The organism is Moellerella wisconsensis (genome assembly GCF_022592395.1).
GTDB classification, from domain to species: domain Bacteria; phylum Pseudomonadota; class Gammaproteobacteria; order Enterobacterales; family Enterobacteriaceae; genus Moellerella; species Moellerella wisconsensis.
In genome coordinates, this window is the sequence record NZ_CP093242.1 from 771,879 (window position 1) to 785,028 (window position 13,150).

Genomic DNA, 13,150 nt, shown 5'->3' on the forward strand with positions numbered 1-13,150 from the left:
GGCGTTAAATGTGTGAATTGCTCGGCATGAGTGCCAATGTACCGACTGATATTAGTTTCAGTTTGAGTGGATTGATCCCGCGTGGTGGGCAAACGGGCCCACATAAAGATGGCTGGGGGATCACTTTCTATGAAGGACTCGGCTGTCGCACATTTAAAGATCCACAACCGAGTTACATGTCGCCAGTCGCTCGGTTTGTCCAAGAATATCCGATAAAATCAGAAGCAGTGATCGCGCATATTCGGCAGGCAAATCGAGGTAACGTATCGTTAGAGAATACCCACCCATTTACTCGCGAATTATGGGGGCGCAACTGGACTTATGCGCATAATGGGCAATTGAAAGGTTATAACACCTTATCTACCGGGAACTTTAGACCGATTGGGCAGACCGACAGTGAAAAAGCTTTTTGTTGGATTTTAAATCAACTAGTCACTAAGTATCCCCGCACCCCAAGCCATTGGCCAGCTGTGTTTAATTATATTGCTCAACTCGCTAGCCAGCTAAGACAAAAAGGTGTGTTCAATATGCTGCTGTCTGATGGACGCTATGTAATGGCTTATTGCTCGACTAATTTACACTGGCTGACTCGGCGTTCACCTTTTGGCAAGGCTAAGCTGTTAGATCAGGATATAGAAATTGATTTTCAGCAATGCACTCAACCTAGCGATGTGGTGTCGGTTATCGCCACTCAACCCTTGACCGGCAATGAGAATTGGCAGCGAATTGAACCGGGTGAATTTGTTTTATTTTATCTCGGTGAACGTATTCTGTGAGCCAAGGTGCAATAATTTAGTCGCGGTAGATTGTGGATGAGGATTTTTATTTTTAGTCATATTATCTTCATCAACACTACCCTTCTCTATTTTATATTGACCCGCTTGAACGGAAATTACTGCCGGTCGTTTAGTTGCTATAAAATAATCATACGCCGGTTTTAATTGTTGCCAGAAATTATAATGTGGCGAATTTCGGTGACGAGCCATATTTTCAGCCGTCATTTTGAACGGATAAATATTGATATCAATGTGCGATTGCCCATGCTTTAGTGCTGCGGCTGTATAATGATAAATCTCTCCCATGGCTTGGTCAGTCATAGCATAGCAGCCGACAGAAACACAATCGCCGTGGATCATTAAATACTGACCATCATAACCCTGGGCTGTATCAAAAGCGTTGGGAAAACCTAAATTGATAGATCGGTAATACCGACTATTTGGGTTAAGTTGAGTCATCGTGATTTGATAAAAACCTTCTGGACTTTTTAAATCACCGGGATGTTTTTTAGGCCCTAAGCCACCAGAATAGTTACATATTGGATAAGTTTTCAATAATGAAAACTGACCGTTCTGCTGTTTTTGGTACAATTCTAATTGATTTTCTTCCTTAAAAACTTGAATAAACACGGAATTATTTTGTGTATTGCTAGCGTTTAGTTTAAGAGTGGAAAAATTATTTTCTGCGTAAACAAGTTGTAGAGGATAGAGAATAAAAAAATAGATCAGGCTAAAAAACTGCACTTTTTTCATAGATTATCCGTATAAAAAAACAACAAAACTAGTAAGTAAACAAAGTAATTGTTTCATCATAGTGACAGATAAGTAAAATTAATATAGAAGTGTAATAATTTTTTACATATTGCACTTTGACTAAAAAATGCTCTGTTATCGATAATTGTGAGTTGATTAATCGTAAAAACCGAACTAAAAGCAAAATAATATGAAAAAGATTGTGATTTGCTTGAGCTAAGTCACTTGAATAGACGGACAGATAGGAAGGGAACTGATAAAATTACACTTGGCAAAGTAAGAAATTATCGTGACATTTATCGGAGAATTATAAGCTCGAGTTATTTTTATAACTTGAGTGTTTTTTATTACTGAGTTGCTATGGTTTCTAATGAAACTACTAGCTTAGGGTTTAACTGATAAACTTGTGCATATCTTATGATTAAAATTAAAAAAGGTCTCAACCTCCCTATTGCAGGTGAGCCAGCCCAAGTAATAGAAGACGGACCACAGATTCAACATGTAGCGTTGCTAGGTGAAGAATATGTGGGAATGCGTCCTTCTATGCTGGTAAAAGAAGGCGAGCAAGTAAAAAAAGGGCAGGCTCTTTTTGAAGATAAAAAGAACCCAGGGGTAATATTTACTAGCCCAGCAAGCGGCACGATTACACATATTAATCGTGGTGAGCGTCGTGTACTGCAATCTGTCGTGATTGAAGTGAATGGTAATGAGGATGATCAGGTTACGTTTGCATCTTATGATAGCGCGCAACTTGTCAATCTTACCCGTGAACAAGTTGAAGAAAACTTGCTGCAATCGGGGCTATGGACAGCATTAAGAACGCGTCCATTCAGCCATTCTCCAAAGCCTGGATCATCGCCTTTAGCTATTTTTGTTACTGCGATGGATACCAATCCGCTGGCGGCAGATCCATTAGTCGTGATTAATCAACAGCAGCAGGCATTTAATGATGGCCTTCAGGTTCTGTCTAAATTAACTGACGGTAAAGTGCACATTTGTCATGGTGCAGGCCAGTTGCCGAAGCTGACAACTAGCGATCAGCTGGTTTATACCGAGTTTGCTGGTCCTCATCCTGCCGGTTTAGTGGGAACACATATTCATTTCCTTGAGCCAGTAAGTATGAATAAACGGGTATGGCATCTGAATTATCAAGATGTTATCGCTATCGGTAAATTATTTACCACCGGTTATTTGTATACAGATCGCGTTATTTCTTTAGCTGGCCCTCAGGTTGAAAAACCACGCTTGATCCGCACACGTCTTGGTGCTGATATCCTAGAGATAACTGCCGGTCAGTTAAAAGACGGTGAAAACCGGATTATTTCAGGCTCAATTTTATGGGGTGTTCAATGTGATGAGGCTCATCATTATTTAGGGCGTTTCCATAATTCGGTCGCGGTATTACGTGAAGGCCGTGAGAAAGAGCTATTTGGTTGGATTATGCCGGGTATCAATAAATTCACGATTACACGAACAACTATCGGTCATTTCCTGAAGAATAAACGTTTTAACTTCACGACGACAATGAATGGTGGTGAGCGTTCAATGGTGCCAATTGGTAACTATGAGCGGGTGATGCCTCTCGACATCATGATCACTCATTTACTGCGTGATCTTCTGGTGGGTGATACTGAGGGTTCTCAAGCATTAGGTTGTCTCGAACTTGATGAAGAAGATCTGGGACTGTGTACGTATGTTTGTCCGGCCAAGTATGAATATGGACCGGTACTACGTGATGTACTAACCAAGATTGAGTTAGAAGGGTAATTCCAATGGGTCTGAAAAATTTACTTGAAAAATATGAGCACCATTTTGAACCCGGTGGAAAACTAGAAAAATACTACGTGCTGTATGAAGCCGTAGCGACCATTTTCTATACACCAGGCACAGTGACTCATGGGCGTTCGCATGTTCGCGATACGATTGATCTTAAACGAATGATGATCCTCGTTTGGCTCGCCGTATTCCCAGCGATGTTTTGGGGAATGTATAACGTCGGTAACCAAGCTATTCCAGGGTTGAATCATTTGTACAGTGGTGCTGAGCTGCAGCAAGTTTTGGCGTCTGATTGGCATTACCGTGTGGCTCAATTCTTAGGTGCATCGCTGACACCTGATGCCGGATGGGGAAGCAAGATGTTGTTAGGCGCAGTATATTTTATGCCTATCTATCTTGTGGTCTTCTTGGTTGGTGGATTCTGGGAAGTACTATTCGGTATGATCCGCGGGCATGAAATTAACGAAGGTTTTTTCATCTCCTCAATACTATTCGCCTTGATTGTTCCGCCAACCATGCCGTTATGGCAAGCCGCATTAGGGATCACCTTTGGTGTGGTTATTGCGAAAGAAATTTTTGGTGGAACAGGCCGTAACTTCTTGAACCCTGCATTAGCCGGTCGTGCTTTCTTATTCTTTGCTTACCCAGCACAAATTTCGGGTGACTTAGTATGGACGGCTGCGGATGGTTTCTCTGGCGCGACACCATTATCACAATGGGCAGCAGGTGGTAATCATGCGTTAGTAAATACCGTGACTAATGAACCAATTACTTGGATGCAGGCTTTTTTAGGCAACATTCCAGGGTCTATCGGTGAAGTTTCTACACTGATGATTTTTATTGGTGGCGCGTTAATCCTATTTTTCCGTATCGCCTCATGGCGAATTGTTGCTGGCGTAATGATAGGGATGATAGCGATCTCTTATTTATTTAATGCTATCGGCTCAGAAACTAATGCCTTATTTGCTATGCCTTGGTATTGGCATATGGTGTTGGGTGGTTTCGCCTTTGGTATGATTTTTATGGCCACCGATCCAGTATCGGCTTCATTTACCGATAAAGGTAAATGGGCATACGGTATTTTAATTGGGGTAATGTGTGTGTTAATCAGGGTCGCAAACCCAGCATATCCAGAAGGTATGATGCTGGCAATATTGTTTGCTAACTTATTTGCGCCGCTGTTTGATTATCTGGTCGTTCAGGCAAATATTAAGCGGAGAAAAGCCCGTGGCTAATGAAAAACCAAAAAATAAAGACAGTATCGGAAGAACATTCCTTGTCGTATTTATTCTGTGTTTAGTCTGTTCTGTCGTTGTTGCAGGTTCTGCAGTTGGGCTTAAATCTCAGCAACAAGAACAAATTATGCTAGATAAACAGCGTAATATTCTGGATGTTGCTGGGCTTCTACAGCCTAAAATGGCCGCAAGTGAAATTAATGCGCTGTATGATTCTCGCATTACACCTAAGCTATTGAATTTTAAAACCGGTGAGTTATCAGATGGTAAAGCTAAATATGATCTGAATGATGAACTGCGTAGCGACGAAACCAGTATTGCATTATCACCGGCCGAAGATCTGGCGAAAATCCGTCGTCGTGCTAATTCAGCAGAAATTTACTTGGTAAAAGACGATGCGGGCGAAGTCTCGAAAATCATTTTACCGGTATATGGTTCAGGTCTGTGGTCAATAATGTACGCATTCGTGGCTGTTGATGCTGATGGTGTTACTGTTCGAGGTATCACTTACTACTCACACGGTGAAACTCCGGGACTGGGTGGTGAAGTCGATAACCCACAATGGCGTGCTCAATGGAACGGTAAAAAACTATTTAATGAGCAAGGTGTTGCGGCAATAAAAGTTGTTCGTAGTGGAACCACTGACAGCCCGTATGGCATTGATGGTTTATCAGGCGCAACTCTGACGTCAAACGGAATTCAATCTATGTTTGATTTCTGGCTGGGCGATAACGGCTTTGGTCCGTTCCTGAAAAAAGTTCGCGAAGGAGCGTTGAAAAATGGCTGATTCTAAAGAAATTAAACGGGTTCTTCTCGGTCCGTTATTTGATAACAACCCAATTGCATTACAGATTTTAGGGGTATGTTCGGCCTTGGCAGTAACGACTAAACTCGAAACTGCACTGGTTATGACCATTGCAGTAACTTTAGTTACTGCATTCTCTAACTTTTTTATCTCTTTAATCCGTAACTTTATACCGGGCAGTGTTCGAATTATTGTTCAGATGGCAATAATTGCATCTTTGGTTATTGTTGTTGACCAAATACTTCGTGCATATGCTTATGAAATTTCTAAACAATTATCAGTATTTGTTGGTTTGATTATCACCAACTGTATTGTGATGGGTCGTGCCGAAGCTTACGCCATGAAAGCGCCACCGATTGAAAGCTTCATGGATGGTATCGGTAATGGCCTTGGCTACGGTGTCATTTTAGTGTTAGTCGGATTCCTGCGCGAGTTATTTGGGTCAGGTAAATTATTCGGTGTCACTGTATTTGAATCACTGCAAAATGGCGGCTGGTATATGCCTAATGGTCTGTTCCTACTGGCGCCGAGTGCATTCTTTATTATCGGCTTGCTGATTTGGGGTCTACGGACGTTCAAACCAGCCCAGATTGAGAAGGACTAACCGATACTATGGAACATTATATTAGCCTATTTGTTCGTGCAGTCTTTATTGAAAACATGGCGTTAGCCTTTTTCTTGGGGATGTGTACATTCTTAGCAGTATCCAAAAATGTTAAAACTGCATTTGGTTTGGGTATTGCGGTTACGGTTGTTTTAGGAATTTCAGTTCCTGCGAACAACTTGGTTTATAACCTGATCCTGCGCGATGGTGCATTGATTGAAGGAGTAGATTTAAGTTTTCTTAACTTTATTACCTTTATCGGTGTGATTGCAGCTCTGGTTCAGATCCTTGAGATGATTTTAGACCGTTATTTTCCATCATTATATAATGCACTGGGTATCTTCTTACCGTTGATTACCGTTAACTGTGCAATTTTTGGTGGGGTTTCTTTCATGGCTCAGCGCGATTATAACTTTAGTGAATCTGTTGTTTACGGCTTTGCTTCAGGTATCGGCTGGATGCTGGCAATTGTTCTGTTGGCGTCAATCCGTGAAAAAATGAAATATGCCGATGTTCCGGCAGGTCTGAAAGGCTTGGGCATCACCTTTGTCACCACCGGTTTGATGGCATTAGGCTTTATGTCTTTCTCCGGTGTGCAGCTATAAAGGCGAGAAGAACTGATGGATATTATTATTCTTGGCGTAGTAATGTTTACCCTAATAGTTTTAGTTTTGACGGGATTAATCCTGTTCGCAAAATCTAAACTGGTTAATACAGGGGAAATTAAAGTAGAAATTAACGGTGATCCTGATAAGAGTTTTGAAGCCCCAGCGGGTGATAAACTGTTAAATATGCTGGCTAATCAGGGGGTTTTTGTATCTTCAGCCTGTGGCGGCGGCGGGACTTGTGGACAATGTCGTGTCACCATCAAAGAAGGTGGCGGCGATATTTTACCTACCGAGCTTTCTCATATCAGCAAGCGTGAAGCGAAAGAAGGCTGCCGTTTATCGTGTCAGGTCAACGTTAAACAAGATTTGAAAATTGAATTACCAGAAGAAATTTTTGGGGTGAAAAAATGGGAGTGTGAGGTTATCTCTAACGATAATAAAGCCACTTTCATTAAAGAACTGAAATTAAAAATTCCTGATGGTGAAATTGTTCCATTCCGCGCTGGTGGATACATTCAAATTGAATGCCCGCCTCATACCGTGCGTTATGAAGACTTTGATGTTCCTGAAGAATACCGTGAAGATTGGGATAAACATAATTTATTCCGCTTTGTCTCTGAGGTTAAAGAACCGACGGTTCGTGCTTATTCAATGGCTAACTACCCAGAAGAATACGGTATGATTATGCTGAACGTGCGTATAGCAACGCCACCTCCGCGTAATTCAGAGGCTCCTCCTGGTATTATGTCATCTTATATTTGGTCACTAAAACCAGGCGATAAAGTCACGATTTCGGGACCATTTGGTGATTTCTTTGCCAAAGATACCGATGCTGAAATGATCTTTATCGGTGGTGGTGCAGGTATGGCACCAATGCGTTCACATATCTTTGACCAGCTAAAACGCTTAAATTCTAAACGTAAGATTAGCTTCTGGTATGGTGCACGTTCTAAACGTGAAATGTTCTATGTGGAAGATTTTGATCAGCTGGCTGCTGAAAATGAAAACTTTACTTGGAATGTCGCACTATCTGATGCTCTGCCTGAAGATAATTGGGATGGTTATACTGGGTTTATTCATAATGTTCTGTATGAAAACTACCTACGAGATCACCCAGCGCCAGAAGATTGTGAATTCTACATGTGTGGACCGCCAGTGATGAATGCTGCGGTAATTAAGATGTTGAAGGATCTGGGCGTTGAAGATGAAAACATCTTACTGGATGACTTTGGTGGCTAATTATTGCTTTCATTGTTAATAATGTAACAGGCTGTAATTATTGTATTTATATTTTTTTAGCCTGCCAGTAGTATGGGATTGTTTCCCCATCCGGTAAATTTAGCGCCCACTTTATGGTGGGCGCTAGTGATCTGATGCTAGTGATGTTCAGTAATAGATAGGATATCAACTAGATAAGGATATTAAACCGATAGCCGAAGATATAACTTATAGCGCTAGTAGCAATATACCGACAAATTTATATCGCAGAAAATATACCGAGCCCGAGAAAAATTATGCTGAGAAAAAAATTGTTAGGATCGATAGTTGTGTTTATCTCCATCATATTGCTGAGTGCTTGTGGTGGACCTGAACAAAAAAATCTGCAAGGCCAAACGATGGGGACTTACTACTCCATAAAGTATGTTACTGATAGCGACTCTCCTTCAACTGAAAATATTCAGGCTAAAATTGATGATTTGCTTGAAGAAGTTAATGATCAAATGTCGACATATCGTCCTAATTCCGAGCTCAGTAGATTTAATCAATTCCGCGAAGTAAATACACCTTTCCCTGTTTCTGCTGCTACAGCCAAAGTAGTCGAAGATGCGATCAGGATTAATAAGCTGACCCAAGGTGCTTTAGATGTCACTGTTGGGCCTTTAGTTAATTTATGGGGCTTTGGCCCAGAAGGCCGTGTTACCAAAGAGCCCTCGGATGAACAGTTAGCGGCACGCCGGGCATGGACTGGTATTGAGAAGCTATCTATTCAAGGTAATAACTTAATTAAAACCATACCTGAGCTGTATGTTGATTTATCGTCAATTGCTAAAGGTTATGGTGTGGATGTAGTGGCTGAATATTTAGAATCACAAAATATTAATAACTATATGGTTGATATTGGTGGTGAAGTTCGAACTAAAGGCAAAAATGGCAAGGATGTTCCTTGGCGCATAGCGATTGAAAAACCGGCGGTTAACGGTACAGATCAAAGTGTACAAGAAATTATTGAACCAGGAGATGTTTCAATTGCTACTTCTGGTGATTATCGTAATTTCTTTGAACAGGATGGTGTACGTTTTTCTCATACTATCGACCCTAAAACCGGGAAACCGATTGCACATAATTTAGTATCAATTACGGTATTAGCTCCTTCTTGTATGAGTGCAGATGGATTTTCTACTGGTCTAAATGTTCTGGGTCCAGTGGAAGGTTTAAAAGTTGCAGAAGAGCTGAATATTCCTGTTTTTATGATTATCAAAACAGAAAATGGTTTTGAAGAGCGCTATACTAAGGCTTTCGAACCTTATTTACAGAAAAAATCCTAAATAGAGAGGAAACTGCAATGTTAGAGGTATTTGTCGCTGCCTTTATCTTTTTCCTACTGGCATTTTTAGGAATGTCGTTGGGTTATATTATTAAGCGAAAGAGCATTCAAGGAAGCTGCGGTGGGCTAAGCAGTATAGGGGTTGATAAAGTGTGTGATTGCCCTGAACCTTGTGATGCGCGTAAAAAACGTATGGCTCGCGAAGAAGCTCGGCAGGCAAAATTAGCTAAGAATCGGATTGTTTAATTATTGCTACTGCTTAGTCTATTGTTTTTAAAATATTCTTCCGGAACTTTTATTTTTTAATTCTTCTCCCTGAACATTGATAATTCAATCAGTAAGGGAGGCTAGTTTTTAGTCAGTTATGATAGTGAATTTGTTTCTCAGCCTTATGTTGATTGACATAAGGCTGAAAAATAATAATTAATTACTTCCATGGATACGGATTTTCACCTTCCCATTTACGTACTTCTTCATCAGCTTCTTCAAATGAATAACCATAATGCTGTTGTAATTTACCTATCAACTGTTCGCGGGTACCATCAATAATATCTAACTCGTTATTAGTTAGTTTCCCCCATTTTTCAATGATATGACCTTTAATTAAATTCCAGTCTCCTGCAATTTTATCTTTCATCATGACTCCTATTTATCATTAATCGATACGATGGATAAGTAATCGCCTTCTAGCCTAACACAATAGATTAAAATAAATCAGGCTTAGCAATAAAATAAACTAAGTTAGTTTTATTTGATCAAAATGACACTATGGTGATGATATACCGTCAATTTGATTAGTTGCAAAAGCATTGGATGGTGATTGCTAGAGATAAATTGTAGAGATATTTAAAATAAATCTACTGTCATAAATTAATGACTAGATGAACCAACATTGATATCCCTACAGAGGTAATTATTTTTATTATTTATTTGATGTGTAGAATAATTTTGGCGAGTCAACCATGACTGCATCAGCGCCTAATTGTTTCGCTAACTGGTAATCCTCAAGGGTATTTATACCAAATAGCATAATATAGGCATCATCATTTTTCCTAAAACATTCAATGGCAGATTTATCCCAAATTAATGTTGCCGGAGAGCGTGCTTCACCGAGCGTATAATGCTCTACAACTTCTACTTGGCGACGTAATTCAAAACCATACCAGCGTTTTTTCCCGGCATTAGAAGAGGTTATTTGAGCTTTAGGTAATTCACATAAATGCTCCATAATACTATTTGCTAAAATAGTTCGTGTCTCATCTCGACTTTCAAATACTTGGATTTTATCTGATAGAGTCGTTAACGCATTAATATAATTACTATCAGTGGAATAAAAGCGAGTACGAGAAAAAGCATTGGTTTTGTTGAGAACATTAAGTAATTGTTTGGCTTGCAATGTTGCATTTGTATCAGGTGATTTTAAATCAATATAGAATTGAGTCGCAGGGTAGCGTCGTAATGTTTCTTGTAATTCAGGAATTGCCGTAATAGGCAGCATATATTTGGTTTTATTTTTATCGTTAAATTTAGTCGCCGCATTGGCCTTTTTTAATTCGTTAGCCGTATACTTGGAAACCTTACCACTCATATCCGTTAATGCATTAAGATCACTGGGGCGATATAGAACAAATTTAGCATCTTTGGTCGGCTGAATACTGATCCAAATAGCATCGGCATGATTTTTTAGTGCGGTATCAATTGCTAGATAGGTGTTTTCTGGGGCATCGGCTGTTCCAGCGCGGTGAGCTACAATTTCTGGGGATTGTGATGCGCCTATGGCACTAAAGCCGATTAAAAGAAATAAGCACACAGTAAATCCTTTTCGTATCGTGGTTTTGATTATTTTACTCATTAATAATTTCCTTTGATGTATTATCTATGTGTATCTTATATTTCAAATAGTTAAAAATAATGCTCGGATTTTATAACTCATTTAATTTTTTAGTGCTCAACTTTTAGCGATTATGTTGCCATAATTAGAATTATTTAGGAGTAACTTTTAAAATTAATACTATTAGGTTAAGAATATTCATAGGATGAAACTGTCTAGGTTATTATTTTTATAATTTAGTTAATATCAATGATATAATTGTTATTAACTAAATTAGATTAAATAATTATTAAAGTTTAATTAATTTTTTATGTTTGAGGTTATGATGTGGGTACTCGAAAATTGGATTGAGAGATAAGTAATTTAGTATGATAAATAAAAACAACGGACGTTTTAGTGAATAAAACATCCGTTGGAATAAAATAATAATTAGATTTTATTTTTTAGATTTTCATTAATTTCTTTTAATTTTGAATATATATTAAATACGACAATGATCATCTCACAAAAAATACGGGTAAATAATGCGCCTAGAACGATAGAGATAAGACCAACAATAAAGGTCTGAAATGTCATTGGGCTATAAGGACCACCACTCATGGTAAATAATCCAGTAATTAGTACGCTGAGTAAACCAATCCAATAAAGAATATTTATTATTTTAGGCGTTACCATATTTTCGAAGGTGAATAGATTCTTTAACATATTTATTCCTTTATCATTGTTTTCTCTGATTTTTATTTAGCATCGTTTTTATAGTATTAATATAACCTATAGCCATCATAATGTAGCACATAAAGTCAAATTATTCCTATTCCATATTGAAAGTAATTTAAATTAAGTTCTCTTGATTGACTGTATTATTCTATTTTTTACTAATGAGTCAGTTATAAAAATAATCTATATAATTCAGTATCCGTTAATTATTTTGATATTTTATTTTTATTATTATATTTATCTATTTTTATCATCTAATAATTGTAATTAAAGAATTTACCTCTAATGTAGGAGTTTTATTATTTAATAGAAAGAACCTTTTTTATGCAATTGAAATTGCACATATAGTAAATTAACTGTATATTTAACCAGTTGATTTATTGTTGATGATTGGTTTCTGAGGTTGATGTGCGTAAAATTATTCATGTTGATATGGATTGCTTTTATGCGGCTATTGAAATGCGTGATGATCCCTCATTGCGTGATTTACCGATCGCAGTCGGGGGAAGTGCAGATAGACGTGGGGTGATCAGTACCGCCAATTATTTAGCTCGTCGTTTTGGCGTTCGCAGTGCTATGTCAACTGCAATGGCATTACGTTTGTGCCCTGAGTTAAAAGTTATTGCTGGACGTATGGCGGTCTACAAGCAAGCCTCACTACAAATTCGACAAATTTTTTCTCGCTATACCGATCTTATTGAACCTCTTTCTCTTGATGAAGCTTATCTAGATGTAACTGATAGCCTTCATTGCCAAGGTTCTGCCACATTAATTGCGCAGGCTATTCGTCAGCAAATATTTACTGAATTGAATCTAACTGCGTCTGCGGGCATAGCTCCGGTGAAGTTTTTAGCCAAAATAGCTTCTGATATGAATAAACCCAATGGCCAGTTTGTGATTTCACCAGAACAAATTGATTCATTTGTTGCTGATTTACCACTGAGAAAAATTCCTGGCGTGGGAAAGGTAACTGCGCAGAGGTTAGCGGATATGGGATTAGAAACTTGCCTTGATGTCCAGCGTTCAGATAGGCTGATGCTGAGTAAAAAACTTGGCAAATTTGGTCAGGTATTATGGCAACGTAGCCATGGAATAGATGAACGAGCTATCGAGCCAGATCGTTTACGTAAATCAGTAGGGGTGGAGCGAACTTTGGCGCAGGATATTTTTGATTGGCAAGAGTGCGTTAGCTTGCTTGATGTTTTATTTCAAGAACTTCATACCCGTTTAGCCAAAGTAAAAACGGATTTAAGAATTGCGCGTCAGGGAGTGAAAATGAAATTTTCTGACTTTCAACAGACTACGCAAGAGCATGTTTATCCACTATTGGATAAGACAGATTTATTGAATATTGCACAGCAAATATGGAACCGTCGTAGAGAAGGGCGGGGGGTTCGCTTACTAGGATTACATGTTACATTACAAAGCCCGCAAATTGAGCGCCAGTTATTGCTAGAATTATGATGAATTTTTATAGCTGATACTAAAAAAGCACACATA

14 protein-coding genes are annotated in these 13,150 nt (G+C 38.8%); 10 read left to right on the forward strand and 4 right to left on the reverse strand.

The window, feature by feature from the left end:
* Positions 1-8 precede the first annotated feature (8 nt).
* The gene (locus tag MNY66_RS03260) at positions 9-776 is read left to right on the forward strand and encodes a class II glutamine amidotransferase (RefSeq protein WP_047255370.1); all 768 of its coding nucleotides are present in this window, start codon (positions 9-11) and stop codon (positions 774-776) included.
* Here MNY66_RS03260 and MNY66_RS03265 read toward each other — a convergent pair.
* Positions 747-1,529, reverse strand: coding sequence for a L,D-transpeptidase family protein (locus MNY66_RS03265; protein WP_241501434.1), 783 nt, complete (start codon positions 1,527-1,529; stop codon positions 747-749). The genes MNY66_RS03260 and MNY66_RS03265 overlap by 30 nt on opposite strands.
* Positions 1,530-1,946: 417 nt before the next feature.
* Here MNY66_RS03265 and MNY66_RS03270 point away from each other — a divergent pair, with 417 nt between their 5' ends.
* From MNY66_RS03270 to nqrM, 8 genes are all read left to right on the forward strand, one after another.
* Positions 1,947-3,296, forward strand: a complete 1,350-nt coding sequence (locus tag MNY66_RS03270; protein WP_047255368.1) for a Na(+)-translocating NADH-quinone reductase subunit A — start codon at positions 1,947-1,949, stop codon at positions 3,294-3,296.
* 5 nt (positions 3,297-3,301) lie between these two features.
* Positions 3,302-4,540: an NADH:ubiquinone reductase (Na(+)-transporting) subunit B gene (locus tag MNY66_RS03275; protein WP_047255367.1), complete on the forward strand. Its 1,239-nt coding sequence runs from the start codon at positions 3,302-3,304 to the stop codon at positions 4,538-4,540.
* The gene (locus MNY66_RS03280; RefSeq protein WP_241501435.1) at positions 4,533-5,327 is read left to right on the forward strand and encodes a Na(+)-translocating NADH-quinone reductase subunit C; all 795 of its coding nucleotides are present in this window, start codon (positions 4,533-4,535) and stop codon (positions 5,325-5,327) included. Before MNY66_RS03275 ends, MNY66_RS03280 begins: the two co-directional genes overlap by 8 nt.
* Positions 5,320-5,949 carry an NADH:ubiquinone reductase (Na(+)-transporting) subunit D gene (locus MNY66_RS03285; RefSeq protein WP_241501436.1) on the forward strand — a complete coding sequence of 210 codons (630 nt, stop codon included), beginning with the start codon at positions 5,320-5,322 and terminating at the stop codon, positions 5,947-5,949. Before MNY66_RS03280 ends, MNY66_RS03285 begins: the two co-directional genes overlap by 8 nt.
* Before the next feature lie 8 nt (positions 5,950-5,957).
* Positions 5,958-6,554: an NADH:ubiquinone reductase (Na(+)-transporting) subunit E gene (gene nqrE, locus MNY66_RS03290; RefSeq protein ID WP_047255364.1), complete on the forward strand. Its 597-nt coding sequence runs from the start codon at positions 5,958-5,960 to the stop codon at positions 6,552-6,554.
* 15 nt (positions 6,555-6,569) lie between these two features.
* The gene (gene nqrF / locus MNY66_RS03295) at positions 6,570-7,796 is read left to right on the forward strand and encodes an NADH:ubiquinone reductase (Na(+)-transporting) subunit F (RefSeq protein ID WP_047255363.1); all 1,227 of its coding nucleotides are present in this window, start codon (positions 6,570-6,572) and stop codon (positions 7,794-7,796) included.
* Between the two features lie 275 nt (positions 7,797-8,071).
* Positions 8,072-9,103: an FAD:protein FMN transferase gene (locus tag MNY66_RS03300; protein ID WP_047255362.1), complete on the forward strand. Its 1,032-nt coding sequence runs from the start codon at positions 8,072-8,074 to the stop codon at positions 9,101-9,103.
* 17 nt (positions 9,104-9,120) lie between these two features.
* Positions 9,121-9,348, forward strand: a complete 228-nt coding sequence (gene nqrM / locus MNY66_RS03305; RefSeq protein ID WP_047255361.1) for a (Na+)-NQR maturation NqrM — start codon at positions 9,121-9,123, stop codon at positions 9,346-9,348.
* A gap of 181 nt (positions 9,349-9,529) precedes the next feature.
* Here nqrM and MNY66_RS03310 read toward each other — a convergent pair whose 3' ends face one another.
* From MNY66_RS03310 to MNY66_RS03320, 3 genes are all read right to left on the reverse strand, one after another.
* Positions 9,530-9,742 carry a CsbD family protein gene (locus MNY66_RS03310; protein WP_047255360.1) on the reverse strand — a complete coding sequence of 71 codons (213 nt, stop codon included), beginning with the start codon at positions 9,740-9,742 and terminating at the stop codon, positions 9,530-9,532.
* 282 nt (positions 9,743-10,024) lie between these two features.
* Complete coding sequence (locus MNY66_RS03315) at positions 10,025-10,954, reverse strand: glycerophosphodiester phosphodiesterase family protein (protein ID WP_047255359.1); 930 nt, start codon at positions 10,952-10,954, stop codon at positions 10,025-10,027.
* Positions 10,955-11,362: 408 nt separating this feature from the next.
* A complete protein-coding gene (locus MNY66_RS03320) occupies positions 11,363-11,638 on the reverse strand; it encodes a DUF4282 domain-containing protein (protein WP_241501437.1) in 276 nt (91 codons plus the stop codon).
* Between the two features lie 420 nt (positions 11,639-12,058).
* Here MNY66_RS03320 and dinB point away from each other — a divergent pair, with 420 nt between their 5' ends.
* Positions 12,059-13,114, forward strand: a complete 1,056-nt coding sequence (dinB, locus tag MNY66_RS03325; protein ID WP_047255003.1) for a DNA polymerase IV — start codon at positions 12,059-12,061, stop codon at positions 13,112-13,114.
* Positions 13,115-13,150 lie beyond the last annotated feature (36 nt).